The following is a 15672-nucleotide window of genomic DNA, read 5'->3' on the forward strand; positions in this document are numbered from 1 at the left end:
GCCCTGCGTGGTCTTGCCGTTCGCCAGGTTGGTGAGTGTTGAGCCGTTCTCAACCGAAATCCGGCCAGACACTGTGCCATCATTGGTGAGATTGCCCCCGTTCAGCGAAACGTCTCCGGCAAGCGTGCCGAGGTTGCTCAGATTGCCTGTGAATACGGTGGTCGCGCCGTTGATTGTGCCGGCGTTGCTCACGGAACCACCACTGAACGCCGCATTACCGGTGATTGTCCCGGTGTTGGTGAAGCTGCCCGCCGTGTAATCGACCTGGTCCACGGTGCCCGAATTGACAAAGGTGCCGCCATTAAGGCGGAGCTCGCCTTCATGCTGGCCTGCGATATTAAGCGAACCGGTCCCCGAAAGAGTTACCATCGAATAGAGGTCGCCGCCGGCCAAAACGTTTAGCGTTCCTCCTGAGAATGTAACCGGAGCGTAAAATCCGATCCCGCCAGAAGCGATGGTTAAGGTGCCGCCGGTGATCGTCACCGAATTGAAGACCTGAAGCTGTTCGTTGAGCGTCAGCGATCCGGCCGACAAATCCAGCGAACCCAGTCCCGCTGACGTTGTCAGGACCGGTTGATTGGGGGTCGCTCCATCATTGATCGTCGCCGTGTTTGCGGCGCCAGGAGTGCCAGCAGACCAGTTGGATCCATTCTGCCAGTTGGTGTCGGTCGTCCCGTTCCAGACGCTCTGCGCCGAGGCGCTTTGCGGGACAACCACCATCGCCATGCCAGCCGCCGCTAGCTTCGAACCGTTCAGGAGAAATCTGATCATGAGAGCGCGGCGATTGCCTGTTCCGATGGTATTCAATTGCTTCCCTTTGCAAAACTGCAGTCAAATTTGACGCCGCCCGATTGTGTGTTGCTCAGTAATTCTCAACTATTGGAGGCAGCTTTTGTTCTCGCATACCTTAAGCTAATGTCACTTTCCAGTCTTAACCCACTAATAACGCGCCCCTTATTGACGTTATGGCGTGGACGCCCCCATTCACCAGTGTAGTTGTGTCATGATGCGGACGTTTTAGAGCGGTTTTCTATCAGTTTGGAATAACCGCACGATGTGAAGCAGTTGGCGCGTGCCCAAGGCCGCAAGATGTCGACGAGCCTGACAATGAGGCCCCAAAGGCCGTTTACGGTCAGTTCGCCGATCTTTCCGAGCATGGCCTCGAGCTTGAAGAAGGCCTTATCGACCGGATCGAGTTGGGGCTGTAGGACGGCACGAAGCGCAAGGGTTCGCCTGCCGCTTCGGCCCATTCCCGTACCGAGGCGCTCTTGCGGCTCGACAGGATGCAATTGATAACGACGTGTCCGGCACCGCAGTCGGGCACTCGTTGGTGACGTCATCGACAACGTTGAGCATCCGGAACCGGCGACCTTGTGCCAACTGGTGATCCGCGAAGTTGAGGCTCCAACGCTGCTTGGGCAGCGCCAGCACCGGTGATTGTATCCGTGCGCCGTCCGCGCGTTTGCGGTCCTTGCGCCGCAGTACCGCCAGACCTTCCTCACGATACAGCCGCCGGGTCTTCTTGCGGTTGATCTCCACCCCGTCACGTTTCCTAAGGACATGCAGCCGGCGGTAGCTGAACCTCCCCCGCCCACTGACATCAAGCTGGGCCTGAAGATACGCAACCGCTTTCCGCTTGGTGGCAGGCGGTACCCTTTTTTGAAAGCAGGTCGTTCAGGCCTGCATTGTCCAACGTCGCGTCCGCCAGTAGTGGCTTGATGCGTCCGTTCTCATCCTCCAGCGCCCGCAATCGCTTCGCCTCGGGCACTTCCAGCCCGCCGTACTTGGCCTTCCAATAGTAAAGCGTCGATTCCGAAACCCCATGCTTGCGCGCCAGATCAGCCATCTTTGCGTCAGCCTCCGCCTCCCGCAGCGCCCCGGATCATCTTCTTGTCTGTAAACCGTATTCGCTCCATCGATCCGTCCTTCCATGGGCCGGGCTTCTATCGAACTTGGAGGTAAATCAGGCGGTCACGTCACGATTGGCTAAGATCATTTCACGCAACTATAATTTGCTCAATTGGCAAGGCTTGCATCGCATTCCTGTAGCCGCTGCTTAACAGGCTGCCAACTGATCTCAACCTTGCCGTTGCAGGGCAATTTTGCAGCGGTTAAGAAGATCCTATTGGTTGGCGGCATTGGCAGGAGCGTCGAATGAAACGATTAGTTGATCTACTGGCGGTATTGCCAATCCTTGCGATGCTGCCGTCGTGCCAGCATTCGGCGCCTGCACGCCCAGCCAATGTTCCATTTGCCGGACTGGACGGGACCAACTGGCGCCTAGTCGAATTCCAGTCGATGGATGATTCACAGGGCACCAAAAGGCCAGACGATCCGAACAAATACACCATCGCCTTTCATAACGATGGAAGCCTTTCAGCGAGGCTGGACTGCAATCGCGGGGTGGGGCCGTGGCGCAACGATATCGCCAACGCCGCCGGGGGTTCGTTGTCAATCGGGCCGTTAGGCGTGACCAAGGCGTTTTGCCCCGGCCCATCGATGGGCGAGTTTCTCGAACGGCAATTCGGCGATGTGCGTTCGTTCACCATCCGCGATGGGCGTTTGAACATGGCCCTGATGGCCGATGGGGGAATCATCGTCTGGGAACCCGAGCCTTATCCATCTGGGTCGAAAAATCCTTCGGCCCCGCGCCCTTGAAGATCGACAGTTGAGGAGCATCTCACTGTTCATCATGGGCTTGGCTTTTTCACCCCGGGTATAGTCGTTGCAAACCCAACTCCCGCCGAGGCCGAGAGCGGGAGTTGGGTTTGACCAGTCGCTTTCCGGCCCGCGTCGACCGGCGCAGTCGTGACATGCGCGATCCGAGGGTGCGAACTTGCCGGTCATAACGTCAATGCGATGGTTGGCCAGCGCACCACCGTTTCTATGACGACAAACAACAAAGCAGCCTATTTCAACGTCATGTCGCCGGGTGAAGGCGGCAATGCCTTGTATAACGGCTCCATGTCTTCTCCGGCGACCAGCTTCACTGCGACTTCCATGCGCTCGGGCGATCAGCGTATCCGAATAAATCGCTATCGCAACGCTGCCCGCCGCGGTGAGAGGTCGCAGATCCGTCTGAAAGTGTCTGTCACTGGCCTTGCTGGCGCAACAGCTACGCAGGTGGAAGAGGATGCGTCAATTCCAGGCACGAACTACAGCGCGACGGGAAATATTCCTGCGCGCTTATCAATAGAGGCCCTACGAGGGATTTTCGCTTTGGCGTGGTCCGCCGGGGTGGTGGATCTGGTGATCTGACGGTTAACGGACCCGACGGGCGCACGCGGATCATGAAGTTCGAAAGGGGAACCCCGTCCGGTATGATTAGAGCAGGCAGACCCGGGACCGCTAGATTGGTCCACGCGCAGCAACGAAACCGTCGTTCGGCTCGGAACTGAGCATTGTATCATTCCTGATGGCATTATTTTCGGACGTTGATACCGCAGGCCTGGGACTACGTGCGAAAAGGTGACTGATCATGTTTGGTGCGATTACTGTCATCATCGCCGGGGTTCTGGTCGCTTGGTGGGCCGCGAAGGCGTTCGGAGGGTGGAAGTCCTACGCTATTGGCATTGCAGCCGCACTTCTGACTGTTCCTGCTTGCGGCTATCTAGCGTCATGGCTCGATAGCGCGCTGTTCGGCGGCGATGCCAGGCATCTGCATAGTATGGCTATCGGCCTCGGGCTTGCGGTCGCCCTTTTCGAAGTGCCATTGATCATCTTCAAGCGGAAGCGGCGCGCAGATTGACCCGATCGCATTGAAGACTTCGCCTTGCTTGGATCTTCAAGAATCGGCAGTTCGACTTTCAGGACGCATGCTAAGCCTGCTTGGCGCCATCATCTTTCTCGCAGCCCGCGTCGGATTTCAAAACGGCAATATCCCAGTGCCGTCGCTGACCCGGCTGTGCTGATTGACCTTCCGCGTCAGCGGAGCGCTAAGCTTTACAAATGGAGCGTTGGTGATGATCAGCACGCTGCTCGCCACAAAAGCGGTGATTTCGGCGAACATTTTGACAGTGAGCACAATCATTGAGGGCACCTTCACATCGTTCGCGCTTCTCGCCCTGTGATTTACGGGCCAACTATCGTCAATTAGCCAACTGCAAGTGCCTAACCCCATAGCCAAGACATTTGCCGATGTGTTGCGGAAACTTCGAACCAGCCTCCTGATTGCCGGTGCAGCATTTGCCGCCGTCATGGGCCTCGTTGTGGTCGCACTGCTGACCCGCATCGGCGAAGGTTTTGCGATTTTCGGTTGACCATGAATGCATTAGAAGTAGCGAGCGGCAGCTCTTCAGTCACGAGAATTGGGAGCTGCAGGCGTTTCCCTGCCCGGCCCACTGCGCACCAACCACCACAGCACCGGCAGGACCAGCACATTGATCAGCACCGTGTTGACAACAGTTCCGAACACCAGCATCGATGGGACAATTAGCGCATTTTCGCCAAGCGCCGCTTCCTTGATGCCTATCGAAAGCAGCACTTGGCCAAGTGCGCCGATCGCCAGCGGGGCGATCAGTTTGCCCATAAAGTCCTGAGCGCCGTGTGTAAGCATGACCAGCAAGATCACCCCAATTGCCAAAACAATCCGTCTGGCTGAAAGGGGCACCTCGCGCAGATAACCGATCATTGCTCCGGTTGTCGCCGTCCAGATAATGTGGGTGTCCGTGCCAAGGGCCCAGCGAGCCGGAAGGGTGACCGCGAGATCGGACCAGCCCCGTTCGGGGAAATTATCGAGCGCAAAGGTCACCGCGTATTCTACGATCGCAAAGCCGAAACCGGCGATGGCGCCGATAACCAGTCCGTCGCGACGGTTGCGGATGATGTTCGGCGCAAGCAATGCCAGCAGCACCACTGGCAGCAGCTTTGCAGTCTCCTCAATAAAGCCGACGATCTTCCAGTAAAGGATCCCTTGCTGCATCAGAAGCCAGGTCACATGGGAGACAACGGGCGACGTCGCCATCACGAACAGGGCCGCATACGCATATGCCGACCATGTGATCGGCCGATGGTCCAGCCAACGAGCGAGCCACAAGCTTGGCAAGTAAACCAGAAACGCCGCAATCGCTCCAGCCGCGACCAAGCCTGGTTCTCTGACGAAGAACTCCCAGTAAGCCGGGCCGCATGTGGCTACACCAACAAACAGGAGTGCGACGACAGCGACGACAGGCCTTTTCAGTTCTTGCTGACCAGCCGAAATCTGCATGTTGCCCCCTTCAGTCTTTCTGGTTTTGACACGTCGCCGCAATCGTTAGCGATCAGATTGCTGCATTAAGCCAAGGTCAATCGACACTGTCCCAAACATACAGCCGGTCCGGATCGTGCGTCTGTATGGTCAGTCGCCCGTCATAGATTGAAAACGCGATTTGGCCGTGCATGGCTCCTGACAGTTGCTCGCCGATCGAACCGGCCGGGCAGAGTTTAGTGCTGACAGCGATCGTGCCGAAACTTAACTTGCCGTCCGGCCCCGCGGGCGAACTTTTCCAGCGACCTGTTCCAAGGTTGCAGTCAAACTTGAATCTGGCGCTGCCGTCTTTGCTCAGCGCCATGGTGTAGGCGTAGGGCGGCACATCGGCGAGCCTGCCGGCTTCGCTTGCCGGCCCCTGCTGGATCAGCAGCCAAGTCGTCCCGGCGAGCTGGTAGGGATTGGCGTCGGTGGTGCCGTCGTTGCGCGTAGTCTGGCATCCCGCAAGGATGAGCAACGGCGAAAGGAACAGGCGGCCATAGCAGCGGTTCATGATGGTATTCCCCTCCTCGCGCTGACCCTGCCTAGCGTTTCCAGAACCAGTAAATGATGCCAAGGTTGACCGCGGGGGCAATCAGCGAAACCCCGGCGTTTACCAAGCCGATCTTGTCGGTCAACAGGTTCCAGGGCAAGCCCAAGGGCACCAAAAATACTGCCGAAATCGGGTCTCGCTCCTGCCCGAACCAGCCAAATTTCCCAACAACAAGCAGAGTGGTGGCCGCCACATACAGAAACAGAAAAATCCAGAAAACCCATTTCATAAACGGGGCATTCCCTTGCCGGTATGCGATGACTGCTGTCACAGGTTGTTAGACGAAATGGATCTTCAGACAATGTCTATCGACAAGAATGGGATCGAACCTTCCGCATCACGTTCTGTAGGCCATTACCTTGATTGCCCAAATCTGGGGAAACCGGCATTTTGGCGTTATGGTCTGGCCTTCGATCTGTTTCTTATCGTCTGGCTTTATTGGCGGCGTACCGATCCTGGCCTTGCGTCGGATGCTGGGAATTGACCCGACCAAGACTCCCGCACTGATGGAACTGACCTCCATCCCCGGTCTGCTCGCCATCGTTGCGGTGACAAGACTGATACTGGTCAGACCGATGTTCAGCATGGCTCTGCCGACATAGTTCCAGCCAAGTAGGGATTACAGCCTCGCTGTATTCCTGGGCTGGGTAATCATGGCCATACTTGCCGTGATCTTCATCCCGTTTGTGTCCATCGTAACTGGGGTTGATTCGAGCTGACAGCAGCAGGCTAAGCTAACTGGTTTCTGATCACCGCATTCAGGTTGATGGCGCAAACCAAAATTGAGGAATTGGTTTTTGGTGGATTGCTGATGCGGTGCTTTAACACAAGATTTAAATCCAACGGGGCAATATTTAAAAGCCAGTCGAATCTTCTCCTAAATACGTAATAAGTTAAGCATGATTTTTCCCCGATCAGATCAACCCGGACGAGCCGCCCAAGCGTCGGTGCGTATATCCGGGCCTTTCAGCTGAACATGCCCAGTTCGGGGATTTAGGCTTGGCCGCCAGCGCCTCTATGGCTGTTTTTCGCGATAGTCTGACACCTCAAGCAAGGGCATAGTTTATCGTCGCAATCTCGCTGGACGAGGGTACCCATTCGGACCGGACAAGGCCGCCCGGCCCGAACAGCTGAGCGGCCGCAGAGGGGCCGCTTACCGCTTTGGTAAGTTCAGCCGCGCGCGGATCATTCAGCGCGGCGCCGCCCGTTCGCAGATGATCGATCCAAGCGGCAATCGCTGTCAGAAGGGCCGGGCTTTCTAGTCCGCGCTGCTGGCGGATTGCCAAAGTTTCCAGCCAGCGTTGCGGCACTTTATGGCTACCATCCATCGCAATCTGGACCAAGCGGTGGTTCAGCGCCGGGTTGGCGAACCGGGCCAGCAAGGCATCGGCATAGGCATCAAGATTCTGCCCCGCAGCAGCATCGATGGTCGGCGCGGCTTCCTGACGCATCAGGGTGTCGATCAAGAGGCGAATGGCCGGATCACCGATCGCTTGGTGGACAAACATGTGACCGTACTTCAACCCCAGATAGGAAAGTGCCGAATGGGCGCCATTGAGCATGCGCAGCTTGGCCGTTTCATAGGGCCTGACATCGGCAACCAATTGTGCCCCGCCGGCTTCCCAGCGCGGCCGATTACCCGCAAAGCAATCTTCGATCACCCATTGGCCAAATGGCTCGGTCACTACCGCCCCGTGGTCTTCAAGGCCGGGTGCAATCAATTGGTCAGACAGCGTTGGTGCCGGGACGATCCGGTCGACCATGGCCGAAGGGCAGGCACAGTGTTCAGTAAACCATGCGGCCAGCGCCGGGCGGCAGCGGGCCAGGTATTGCTCCATCAGCCGTTCGAGCAGTGCGCCGCCGGCGGTCAGGTTGTCGCAGCAGATCAGGGTCACTCCGCCAAGGCCCGCCGCTTGGCGCCTTTCAAGCCCGTCTGCCAGCACAGCACAGAACGCCGGAAACGTACCATCGGCGGTTTGTGTGTAGCCCTTTTCAGTGATGGTGAAGCTGACGATGTGAACCGCAGGCGAGCCGATTGCCGCTGCAATGGCCGGGACATCGTGCGGTGCCACCAGGATGCGCTGCACGGCGCCAATCAGCCGGGTCCGGGCCCCGGCCGCGGATTGCTCGGTTACGGTGTAAAGTCCGGCTTGCGGGTTAATCCGCGCGGCGACATCACCCGAACGCATCGAGACGCCGATTATGCCCCAGTTACGATCGCCCGCGTTCATGGCGGCATCGGTATAGGCTGCCTGATGCGCCCGGTGAAACGCGCCGATACCGAAATGGACGATGCCGGCGGCCTGCGCCGCGCGGTCATAGCGCGGGACCTGGACGGTATCCGGCAGGATTACATCCGGCCCCAGCCTCACAACTTATAGGCCGCCTTGGCCAGATTATAGCTTAGGTCGACCGCCAGTTCGGCTGCTTCCCAATCTTCCATCCGGTGTTCCGCGACAAGCCGTGCAAGGAACCCGCAATCAATCCGCCGGGCCATGTCATGCCGGGCCGGGATCGACAGGAAGGCTCGGGTATCATCGTTAAAGCCCACCGTATTGTAAAACCCGGCGGTTTCGGTTGTCTGTTCGCGGAACCGGCGCATGCCTTCGGGGCTGTCGTTGAACCACCAGGCCGGTCCCAGTTTCATCGCCGGATAATGCCCGGCAAGCGGCGCAAGTTCGCGCGCGTAAGTGGTTTCATCAAGTGTGAAAACGATCAGGCTGAAGCGCGGGTCATCGCCAAACCGGTTGAGCAACGGGCGCAGTGCATGGACATAGTCGCACGGCAGCGGGATGTCCGCGCCCTTATCACGGCCCAGCCGGGCGAACAGGCCGGCATTGTGGTTCCGGTAGACCCCCGGATGAAGCTGCATAACCAGCCCGTCCTCTGCGCTCATCCCGGCCATTTCGGTGAGCATCTGGGCGCGGAACAATTCGGCGTCGGCAGCCGTTGCGCCTCCCGCGACAACCCGCCTGAACAAGGCTTCAGCATCAACCAAAGGAAGGTCGGCGGTGCGCGCGCTGGGATGACCGTGATCGCTTGATGTCGCACCCATCGCGGCGAAAAACGCGCGCCGCTGGCGATGCGCGGCAAGGTAGCCCGGCCAGGACAGACAATCCTCGCCGGTCAGTTCCGACAGCCTGGTCAGATTGGCATGAAATCCTTCAAATTCGGGATCGACCACCGGGTCGGGGCGGTAGGCCGTGATGACCCGCCCACCCCAGTCACTTTCGCGGATCGCGCGGTGGTGGCGCAGATCGTCAAGCGGACTTTCGGTCGTGGCGATGACTTCGATATTGTAGTGATCGAACAAGGCGCGCGGGCGAAACCGGTCCGTCGCCAGCGCTGCAGTGATCGTGTCAAAATAATGGTCGGCGCTATCCGCAGCGAACATTATTTCGATCCCGAAGGTTTCGGCAAACACCCAGTCGAGCCACATTCGCGAAGGCGTTCCGCGAAACAGATGATAGTTCTGTGCGAACAGCCGCCAGCTTTCACGCGGGTCGGCGTCGGGGTTGCCAATACCCAGCAAATCCAGCGCAATTCCCTGCGAATGGAGCATCCTGAAAACGTAATGATCGGGATGCAGCAGCAGTTCGGCGGCATTGCCGAACGGCGCGTTGCTGGCCCACCAGGCTGCATCGGTATGGCCGTGCGGACTTATGATTGGCAGGTCCTTTACGGTATCATAAAGGGCGCGCGCGATGGCCCGCGTTGCCGAATCGGCTGGCAAGAGTCGGTCTGGATGGATAGTCAGCGCACGGGTCATATGGCCTCGCTTAACCCGAATACCTCTGTCTGCAAGGATCGATTGCCGATGAAGATTGTTTCTGCCCGTGTCATCGTTACCTGTCCGGGCCGCAATTTCGTCACGCTGAAAATCGAAACCGATCAGGGTGTGTACGGCATAGGTGACGGCACGCTCAACGGGCGCGAACGATCGGTGGTAGCCTATCTGGAAGACCATGTAGTGCCCTGCCTTGTCGGCATGGATCCGAGCCGGATCGAGGATATCTGGCAATACCTCTACAAGGGTGCCTATTGGCGCCGCGGACCGGTGACGATGCGCGCGATCGCCGCGGTCGACATGGCACTGTGGGACATCAAGGCCAAGATGGCGGGCATGCCGCTTTACCAGTTGCTGGGCGGGCGCAGCCGCGATGGGATCATGGTTTATGGCCACGCAAACGGCGGCGACATCGCCGAAACGGTGGATGCCGTGGGCCGGTACATCGACATGGGCTACAAAGCGATCCGCGCCCAGACGGGCGTGCCAGGGATCAAGGACGCCTATGGCGTCGGGCGGGGCACGCTGCATTATGAACCGGCCGATGCCGCCATTCCCTCGGTCACCGGCTGGGATACCCGCAAGGCGCTGAACTATGTGCCCAGGCTGTTTGAAGAGCTGCGCAAAACCTATGGTTTTGACCATCACCTGTTGCATGACGGCCACCACCGGTACACCCCGCAAGAGGCCGCCAACCTTGGCCGGATGCTTGAACCCTGTCAGCTGTTCTGGCTGGAAGACTGCACGCCGGCAGAAAACCAGGAAGCGTTCAAACTTGTGCGCCAGCACACCGTAACGCCGCTTGCCGTGGGCGAGATTTTCAACACGATCTGGGATGCCAAGGACCTGATCCAGAACCAGCTGATCGATTACATCCGCTGCACCGTGGTAGGCGCTGGCGGTCTGACGCATCTGCGCCGGATCGCCGATCTGGCCGCATTGTACCAAGTCCGCACCGGTTGCCACGGTGCGACTGACCTGTCGCCGATCACCATGGGCTGTGCCCTGCACTTCGATACCTGGGTGCCCAATTTCGGCATTCAAGAATACATGCGCCATTCAGAGGAAACCGACGCGGTTTTCCCGCACGACTACCATTTCGACAAAGGCGAACTTTTCGTTGGCGAAACCCCGGGGCACGGTGTCGACATCGACGAGGAACGCGCCGCAAAATATCCTTACAAGCCCGCCTACCTGCCAGTCGCCCGGCTGGAAGATGGCACAATGTGGAGTTGGTGATGCCGCGTGCCGTCCTGATCGGTGAAGCCATGCTGGAATTATCGCGCGCCGATGCGGGCTGGAAGCTAGGCTACGGCGGCGACACGCTGAATACCGCCATCCACTTGGCCCGCGGCGGGATCGATACCGCCTATCTGACCGCACTGGGCAGCGATCCGTTCAGCGCGCAAATGCGCAGTGCTTGGCAGGCCGAAGGACTGGACTGCACCGCCGTGCTGACCCACCCCAGTCGCCAGGCCGGCCTTTATGCAATTACGACAGATGCAGAAGGCGAGCGCACGTTCACCTATTGGCGCAGCGACAGCGCGGCCCGCGCGTTGTTCGACTGTCCGGGGATCGAGTCGGCGCTGGCTGCGGCTGAGGGCGCGGATATGGTCGCCTATTCGCTGATAACCCTTGCGATCCTGCCGGCCGCGGCGCGCGATGCAGTGTTTGCGCTGTGTGAGCGGGTGCGCGCGCGAGGCGGCACGGTCGCCTTCGATGGCAATTACCGGCCGCAGCTGTGGTCCGGATCGCATGAAGCGCGCGGGGCGCGCGATGCTGCCATTGCCTGCGCCGATATCGGTCTGCCAACGCTGGAAGATGAATCCGCGCTATCTGGCGAGAGCGATGCACAGGCGGTCGCCGCACACTGGCGCGCACTTGGTTGCGGCGAAGTGATTGTGAAGCTTGGCGCGCAGGGTTGCCTGGCACCGGGCGGGCAGATCGTGCCGCCACCCCAAGTGCTCAAACCCATCGACACCAGCGGAGCGGGCGATGCTTTCAATGGCGGTTATCTGACAGCACGGCTGCGCGGTAGCGCGGTTGCCGAAGCCATTTTGGCCGGGCACCGGCAAGCGGGCTGGGTCGTCAGCAGGCGCGGAGCGATCCCCCCGCTGGACTGACGCGCCACGCATGGTGCTTGACGCGTGAATGACATTATGACACCGGTAGCAATAACAGCAAACGGGGCTTTCAAGCGCTGCGTTCAAGGTGGAGAGAGTGGTGATCTGCAGGGTCGTGCCAGATCGACTGACGGGTGTTTGCCGGCCCCTGCGCGCAATCTGTGCAGCCCTTCTTGTCCTGCAACTACCCGTTCAAGCCGCCGCTGCACCTGCCGGCACACGCGCGGTTTGCCGCGGGTCGGATGGCTATGCAGAAGCCTTCGAAGGGCGGCGCACCTTCCTGTGGCGGCCCGAATGGCTGCGCGCACAAAAGGCGGCCATCGCTGCCGATGCGGCCCGAGCAGCAGCGCTGCGCAAGGCAGCCGACGCCGCGCTTGCCAGTCCCGCCTTTTCTGTCCGCGACAAAAGCACCGTGCCGCCCAGCGGCGACAAGGGGGATTACCTTTCAATCGGCCCCTATTGGTGGCCCGATCCGGACAAGCCCGGCGGATTGCCGTACCGCCGCGACGATGGCCGCGTGAACCCCGAACGCAGCGGCAATGCCTTTGATCACAGCCGCCTTGGCGCATTCAGCAGCAGCGTCCGCACACTGGCCCTGGCTTCCTATTTTCTGGACGATGCCCGTTATGCGCGCGGTGCGACGGACCGTTTGCACGCGTGGTTTGTCGCGCCGGCAACGCGGATGAATCCCAATCTCAATTTTGGTCAGTCGGTACCCGGCCTTTCGGCAGGACGCGGTGAAGGCCTGATCGAGATGACTGCATTGATCCCCGTGGTGGAATCGATCGGATTAATCGAACCCAGCGGCACTATGTCCGCAAGCGACCGGGAAGCGCTGGGCGCATGGTTTGCCGATTTCGTCAAATGGATGGCGCAAAGCCCGATCGGTACCGAAGAGCGCCAGAAGCAAAACAACCACGGCATCTATTACGATCTACTGCTGGGCGAGTTTGCCTTGTTTGCCGGAATGGAACCTGTGACCCGCCAGGTCGCATCAGCCTTTCCAGCGCGCCGGCTGGCGCTGCAGATGAACGCTGACGGTCAGTTCCCCGATGAGCTGAAGCGGACCCGCAGCTGGCATTACGCACACTTCGTGGCCACCGGCGCGCTCCAGCTGGCCACGATTGCCGAGTGTTCGCAGATCGATCTATGGAATGCCGCGACGCCAGACGGGCGAAGCCTGCGCACCGCAATGCAGTTTCTGCTGCCATTTCAGGGCAGGATTGAACGGTGGCCCTTCAGTGATATCGAAACCCGCAACCCCGGCAAGCAACAGGGTCTATCCCGTACCGCAATAGAGACACTGCGGCTGGCCGCATGGGGCTTTGCCGACCCAACCTTCGAAAAGACGGCGAACGCATACAAGCTGAAACCGAAAGGTGATGACGAGCTTTGGCTTGCGCCGTTCGGCTTGCCCAAGGAGAAGCCTTCCAATGGTTATTGAAACGTTTGCACGGGTCCTGTGCAGTTCGGCGGTATGTGCGTTGCTGGCCGCTCCTGCCCTTGCCGCCGAGCCGGTTCCCGCAATCCTGATCGATACAGCCACGATCAAAGCCCATCCGCTGCCGGATTACAGCTACGCGGGTTATGGATTTGGCGTGGCAGACATCCCCGAAGCACGCGGAACGGTTCTGAATGTGACCGATTTCGGAGTGGTTCCAGATGATGGGCTTGATGATAGCCAGGCTGTGCTGAAAGCCTTGGCCAAGGCAAACGCGGTCAAGGGCCAGGTCACGTTGCGGTTTCCCGCGGGACGGATCCAGATAACCGAAATCCTGCGCATTACCCGCAGCGATATCGTGATCGAGGGAGCCGGTTCGGGCCCCGGCGGGACCGAGCTGTATTTTCCACGGCCGCTAAAGCTGATCGACCAGTCGCCCGATCAGGACGAAATCCGCACCTACAACGTCGAGGAAAAAAAGTTCCAGATCGAACCGGAACACAACATTCACTACCTGTTTTCCGAATACAGCTGGTCCGGCGGCTTCATTCTGGTCGGGCCAGAAGGTTCGCGCCCGGCATCCTATCTGGGCCGGATGGACAAGCGCGATCCGGTGCTGACGGATGCTGTCGCTGGCAAGCAGTTCGGCAAGACACTGACTGTCGCCGATCCGCGAAAGCTAAAAACGGGCCAGATCGTCCAATTGCAGTGGTTTTCTACCGATGGCGAAAAAAGCCCGATCATCGCGTCAATCTATGGCAAAACCGACATGCCGATCGGATCGCGACACTGGACGCAGACCAACCGCGCAACGGTTGCGCAGTCAACCCGGATCATGAAAATCCGCGGCAAAGTCGTGACCTTGGGCGATCCCCTGTTGCATGATATCCGCGCAGATCAGCCTGCCGTCATTGCCGATTGGCAGCACCTGACCAATGTCGGGATTCAGAACCTGCACTTCACCTTCCCCGACGCCCCGGCGTTTGGTCATCACCTTGAGCAGGGGTACAACGGCATCTATTTCACCGGCGTTTTCGACGGCTGGATGCGCAACATGGTATTTGACAACGCCGACAGCGGCATCCTGACTGACAATGCAGCCAGCCTGACCATTGCCGACGTCCGCACCAGGGGAAACCGCAAGGCGCATTATTCGGTGCACCTTGGATCGGTCCACAACGCGCTGGTCAAAGATCTCACTGTGGAAAATCCGGTTGTCCATCCGGTGACGGTCAACACACGCTCGACACGGTCCGTCTATCTGCGCGCCAATGTCATGCGCGATGCCGTGATCGACCAGCACAGCGGTTCCAATCACCAGAACCTGTTTGACAACATGACCCTGCATATCTCTCCAAAAAAGACGGGGGACGCCTATGCCTATCAGCTATGGCTGTCAGGCGGGGCGCCTTATTGGAAGCCGGGACACGGCCTTTACAATACGCAATGGAATACCGCGCTGGTCATCGATGGCAGTGTGCCCGTGGACGCCGAAGTCGACCTGACAAGCGGACTTGAAGGAACAAGCGCTGCGATTATCGGGCTGCACGGCAACCGCAAGGTAAAGATCAGCTACCGCCCGGATGCCTATACCGATGCGACGAACCAGGCACTCACCGCAGTACCGTCACTTTACGAATACCAGCTTGCCCGCCGCCGCGCAGGCAAGTGATTCCCTTTTCGCGAAAATCAGGAAAACGCCATGTTCAAGAAGACCTATCACGCCACCCATCCCGATATGATGGAAGTCGTCAGCAATGATGAACTGTGCGACCGTTACCTGGTCGGCGGAATGTTCGTCGATGGACAGATCAACCTCAATTATTCGCACAACGAACGCTTCGTGATCGGCGGGGTCGTGCCGCAGGGCGGCGCAATCCGCCTGCCCGATCAGATGGTTCCGGCCTCGGCATCGGGCAAGCCGTTTCTGGAACGGCGTGAACTGGCTGCGGTCAACATCGGCGGCGCAGGCGCGATCACGGTCGATGGCCAGCGGTACGCCATGGGCAACAAGGAATGCCTCTACATCCCGATGGGATCTGCCGACGTTAGTTTCGAAGGTGATGGTGCGCGGTTCTATCTGGCATCGTTGCCGGCGCACAAGGTCTGCCCGATCAAGCACATCACGCTGGCGCAAGCCAACCCGCTCGCGCGGGGCGATCTGGCCAATTCAAACCAGCGCACGATCTACCAGTTGGTGATCCCCGGCGTCTGCGAAAGCGCGCAGCTGCTGCTGGGCCTGACCGTGCTGGAAGAAGGATCGGTGTGGAACACCATGCCGCCGCATCTTCATGACCGGCGCAGCGAGATCTACCTCTATTTCGATATGCCGGAAGAAAATGACCGGGTGTTCCATTACATGGGGGAACCCGATGCGATGCGCCATATCGTGATTGCGAACGAAGAAGCGGTGATCAGTCCGCCGTGGTCAATCCACATGGGTTCGGGCACCAAGAAATACGCCTTTATCTGGGCAATGGGCGGGGAAAACCTCGACTACACCGACATGAATGTGCTCGATATCTGCCAGCTCAAGTGAAAGCA

At 59.1% G+C, this 15672-nt stretch carries 17 protein-coding genes and 1 pseudogene; 10 read left to right on the plus strand and 8 right to left on the minus strand.

All coding sequences use genetic code 11. The features are described 5' to 3' along the window. Both Q0L62_RS10060 and Q0L62_RS10065 read right to left on the minus strand, forming a co-directional pair. Window positions 1-771, minus strand: a 771-nt coding sequence (locus Q0L62_RS10060; RefSeq protein ID WP_296679394.1) for a hypothetical protein, incomplete at its 3' end; no start/stop codon positions are given. Between the two features lie 519 nt (window positions 772-1290). After that, window positions 1291-1916: pseudogene (locus tag Q0L62_RS10065) on the minus strand (transposase); the annotation flags it as partial. 238 nt (window positions 1917-2154) lie between these two features. Between Q0L62_RS10065 and Q0L62_RS10070 the strand changes: the two are divergent. The 3 genes from Q0L62_RS10070 to Q0L62_RS10080 all read left to right on the plus strand — a co-directional run bounded on the left by Q0L62_RS10070 (window position 2155) and on the right by Q0L62_RS10080 (window position 3748). Further along, entirely contained in the window at window positions 2155-2658 is a 504-nt protein-coding gene (locus Q0L62_RS10070) for an META domain-containing protein (protein WP_296679396.1), read from the plus strand. A 201-nt stretch (window positions 2659-2859) separates the two neighbouring features. Further along, window positions 2860-3258, plus strand: coding sequence for a hypothetical protein (locus tag Q0L62_RS10075; protein ID WP_296679398.1), 399 nt, complete (start codon window positions 2860-2862; stop codon window positions 3256-3258). A 220-nt stretch (window positions 3259-3478) separates the two neighbouring features. Continuing rightward, window positions 3479-3748, plus strand: a complete 270-nt coding sequence (locus Q0L62_RS10080; protein WP_296679400.1) for a hypothetical protein — start codon at window positions 3479-3481, stop codon at window positions 3746-3748. Between the two features lie 117 nt (window positions 3749-3865). Here the strand turns inward: Q0L62_RS10080 and Q0L62_RS10085 are convergent, their stop codons facing one another. Beyond that, on the minus strand, window positions 3866-4030 hold the full coding sequence (locus tag Q0L62_RS10085) for a hypothetical protein (protein ID WP_296679401.1): 165 nt from the start codon (window positions 4028-4030) through the stop codon (window positions 3866-3868). A 76-nt stretch (window positions 4031-4106) separates the two neighbouring features. Between Q0L62_RS10085 and Q0L62_RS10090 the strand changes: the two genes are divergently transcribed. Continuing rightward, on the plus strand, window positions 4107-4259 hold the full coding sequence (locus tag Q0L62_RS10090; RefSeq protein WP_296679403.1) for a hypothetical protein: 153 nt from the start codon (window positions 4107-4109) through the stop codon (window positions 4257-4259). Between the two features lie 35 nt (window positions 4260-4294). On the opposite strand, the gene Q0L62_RS10095 is transcribed toward Q0L62_RS10090, so the two are convergent. The 3 genes from Q0L62_RS10095 to Q0L62_RS10105 all read right to left on the minus strand — a co-directional run bounded on the left by Q0L62_RS10095 (window position 4295) and on the right by Q0L62_RS10105 (window position 6048). Continuing rightward, window positions 4295-5206 (minus strand): PrsW family glutamic-type intramembrane protease, encoded by a 912-nt coding sequence (locus tag Q0L62_RS10095; RefSeq protein ID WP_296679404.1) that lies wholly within the window; start codon window positions 5204-5206, stop codon window positions 4295-4297. Between the two features lie 76 nt (window positions 5207-5282). After that, the gene (locus Q0L62_RS10100; RefSeq protein WP_296679406.1) at window positions 5283-5738 is read right to left on the minus strand and encodes an META domain-containing protein; all 456 of its coding nucleotides are present in this window, start codon (window positions 5736-5738) and stop codon (window positions 5283-5285) included. A 31-nt stretch (window positions 5739-5769) separates the two neighbouring features. Next, on the minus strand, window positions 5770-6048 hold the full coding sequence (locus tag Q0L62_RS10105) for a hypothetical protein (RefSeq protein WP_296679408.1): 279 nt from the start codon (window positions 6046-6048) through the stop codon (window positions 5770-5772). Between the two features lie 127 nt (window positions 6049-6175). Between Q0L62_RS10105 and Q0L62_RS10110 the strand changes: the two genes are divergently transcribed. Then, the gene (locus Q0L62_RS10110) at window positions 6176-6379 is read left to right on the plus strand and encodes a hypothetical protein (protein WP_296679410.1); all 204 of its coding nucleotides are present in this window, start codon (window positions 6176-6178) and stop codon (window positions 6377-6379) included. A 444-nt stretch (window positions 6380-6823) separates the two neighbouring features. Here the strand turns inward: Q0L62_RS10110 and Q0L62_RS10115 are convergent, their stop codons facing one another. After that, complete coding sequence (locus Q0L62_RS10115; protein ID WP_296679411.1) at window positions 6824-8149, minus strand: mannitol dehydrogenase family protein; 1326 nt, start codon at window positions 8147-8149, stop codon at window positions 6824-6826. Continuing rightward, window positions 8146-9546, minus strand: a complete 1401-nt coding sequence (gene uxaC, locus Q0L62_RS10120; RefSeq protein WP_296679414.1) for a glucuronate isomerase — start codon at window positions 9544-9546, stop codon at window positions 8146-8148. Before uxaC ends, Q0L62_RS10115 begins: the two co-directional genes overlap by 4 nt. Before the next feature lie 48 nt (window positions 9547-9594). Between uxaC and manD the strand changes: the two genes are divergently transcribed. The 5 genes from manD (at window position 9595) to kduI (ending at window position 15667) form a co-directional block, all read left to right on the plus strand. Next, window positions 9595-10803 (plus strand): D-mannonate dehydratase ManD, encoded by a 1209-nt coding sequence (manD, locus tag Q0L62_RS10125; RefSeq protein WP_296679416.1) that lies wholly within the window; start codon window positions 9595-9597, stop codon window positions 10801-10803. Further along, entirely contained in the window at window positions 10803-11687 is an 885-nt protein-coding gene (locus Q0L62_RS10130) for a sugar kinase (protein ID WP_296679418.1), read from the plus strand. Before manD ends, Q0L62_RS10130 begins: the two co-directional genes overlap by 1 nt. A 100-nt stretch (window positions 11688-11787) precedes the next feature. Further along, window positions 11788-13131, plus strand: a complete 1344-nt coding sequence (locus Q0L62_RS10135) for an alginate lyase family protein (protein ID WP_296679420.1) — start codon at window positions 11788-11790, stop codon at window positions 13129-13131. Beyond that, entirely contained in the window at window positions 13121-14800 is a 1680-nt protein-coding gene (locus tag Q0L62_RS10140) for a hypothetical protein (RefSeq protein WP_296679422.1), read from the plus strand. The genes Q0L62_RS10135 and Q0L62_RS10140 overlap by 11 nt, the downstream gene beginning before the upstream one ends. Window positions 14801-14830: 30 nt before the next feature. Beyond that, window positions 14831-15667: a 5-dehydro-4-deoxy-D-glucuronate isomerase gene (gene kduI / locus Q0L62_RS10145; RefSeq protein ID WP_296679424.1), complete on the plus strand. Its 837-nt coding sequence runs from the start codon at window positions 14831-14833 to the stop codon at window positions 15665-15667. The last annotated feature ends 5 nt before the right edge of the window (window positions 15668-15672 follow it).

The sequence above is a fragment of the Novosphingobium sp. genome, from assembly GCF_024642085.1.
Lineage (GTDB): Bacteria > Pseudomonadota > Alphaproteobacteria > Sphingomonadales > Sphingomonadaceae > Novosphingobium.

Excerpts from the sequence above, each read along its gene's own strand:
- uxaC (WP_296679414.1), bottom strand. The coding sequence starts at position 9,546 with ATGACCCGTGCGCTGACTATCCATCCAGACCGACTCTTGCCAGCCGAT.
- Q0L62_RS10140 (WP_296679422.1), top strand. The coding sequence starts at position 13,121 with ATGGTTATTGAAACGTTTGCACGGGTCCTGTGCAGTTCGGCGGTATGT.
- Q0L62_RS10085 (WP_296679401.1), bottom strand. The coding sequence starts at position 4,030 with ATGATTGTGCTCACTGTCAAAATGTTCGCCGAAATCACCGCTTTTGTG.
- Q0L62_RS10100 (WP_296679406.1), bottom strand. The coding sequence starts at position 5,738 with ATGAACCGCTGCTATGGCCGCCTGTTCCTTTCGCCGTTGCTCATCCTT.
- manD (WP_296679416.1), top strand. The coding sequence starts at position 9,595 with ATGAAGATTGTTTCTGCCCGTGTCATCGTTACCTGTCCGGGCCGCAAT.
- Q0L62_RS10075 (WP_296679398.1), top strand. The coding sequence starts at position 2,860 with ATGGTTGGCCAGCGCACCACCGTTTCTATGACGACAAACAACAAAGCA.
- kduI (WP_296679424.1), top strand. The coding sequence starts at position 14,831 with ATGTTCAAGAAGACCTATCACGCCACCCATCCCGATATGATGGAAGTC.
- Q0L62_RS10130 (WP_296679418.1), top strand. The coding sequence starts at position 10,803 with ATGCCGCGTGCCGTCCTGATCGGTGAAGCCATGCTGGAATTATCGCGC.
- Q0L62_RS10070 (WP_296679396.1), top strand. The coding sequence starts at position 2,155 with ATGAAACGATTAGTTGATCTACTGGCGGTATTGCCAATCCTTGCGATG.
- Q0L62_RS10110 (WP_296679410.1), top strand. The coding sequence starts at position 6,176 with ATGGTCTGGCCTTCGATCTGTTTCTTATCGTCTGGCTTTATTGGCGGC.
- Q0L62_RS10095 (WP_296679404.1), bottom strand. The coding sequence starts at position 5,206 with ATGCAGATTTCGGCTGGTCAGCAAGAACTGAAAAGGCCTGTCGTCGCT.
- Q0L62_RS10080 (WP_296679400.1), top strand. The coding sequence starts at position 3,479 with ATGTTTGGTGCGATTACTGTCATCATCGCCGGGGTTCTGGTCGCTTGG.